This is a genomic window from Caballeronia sp. ATUFL_F1_KS39, from assembly GCF_023630985.1.
Lineage (GTDB): Bacteria > Pseudomonadota > Gammaproteobacteria > Burkholderiales > Burkholderiaceae > Caballeronia > Caballeronia zhejiangensis.
In genome coordinates, this window is record NZ_JALQDZ010000090.1 from 1 (window position 1) to 272 (window position 272).

The following is a 272-nucleotide window of genomic DNA, read 5'->3' on the forward strand; positions in this document are numbered from 1 at the left end:
TTTACAGAGGAAGATAAGAATAAGATCAACGAATTATATGATCACTTTAATTTTAGAAAAGATTCTAATTACGTTAATAAATTAAATTATAAAGTTTTAGACGCGCTCGCTTATGGAATTTTAGCCCGCGAAGGATTTGGAGGAAAAGATAAGAAAATCTATACAGAGACATTATCAGATTACGAAAATTGCACGGCTGAAGTCATCAGTAAGAAAGTAGTACGTACAGGTACTTATGTGCCGGGCGGCATGTTTGGAGGAAGTTATGATTA

At 33.8% G+C, this 272-nt stretch carries 1 protein-coding gene; it reads left to right on the plus strand.

Translation table 11 applies throughout. The features are described 5' to 3' along the window. Positions 1-272 (plus strand): hypothetical protein (locus NCR93_RS31695; RefSeq protein WP_250532471.1); only part of this gene is annotated, 272 nt, incomplete at both ends.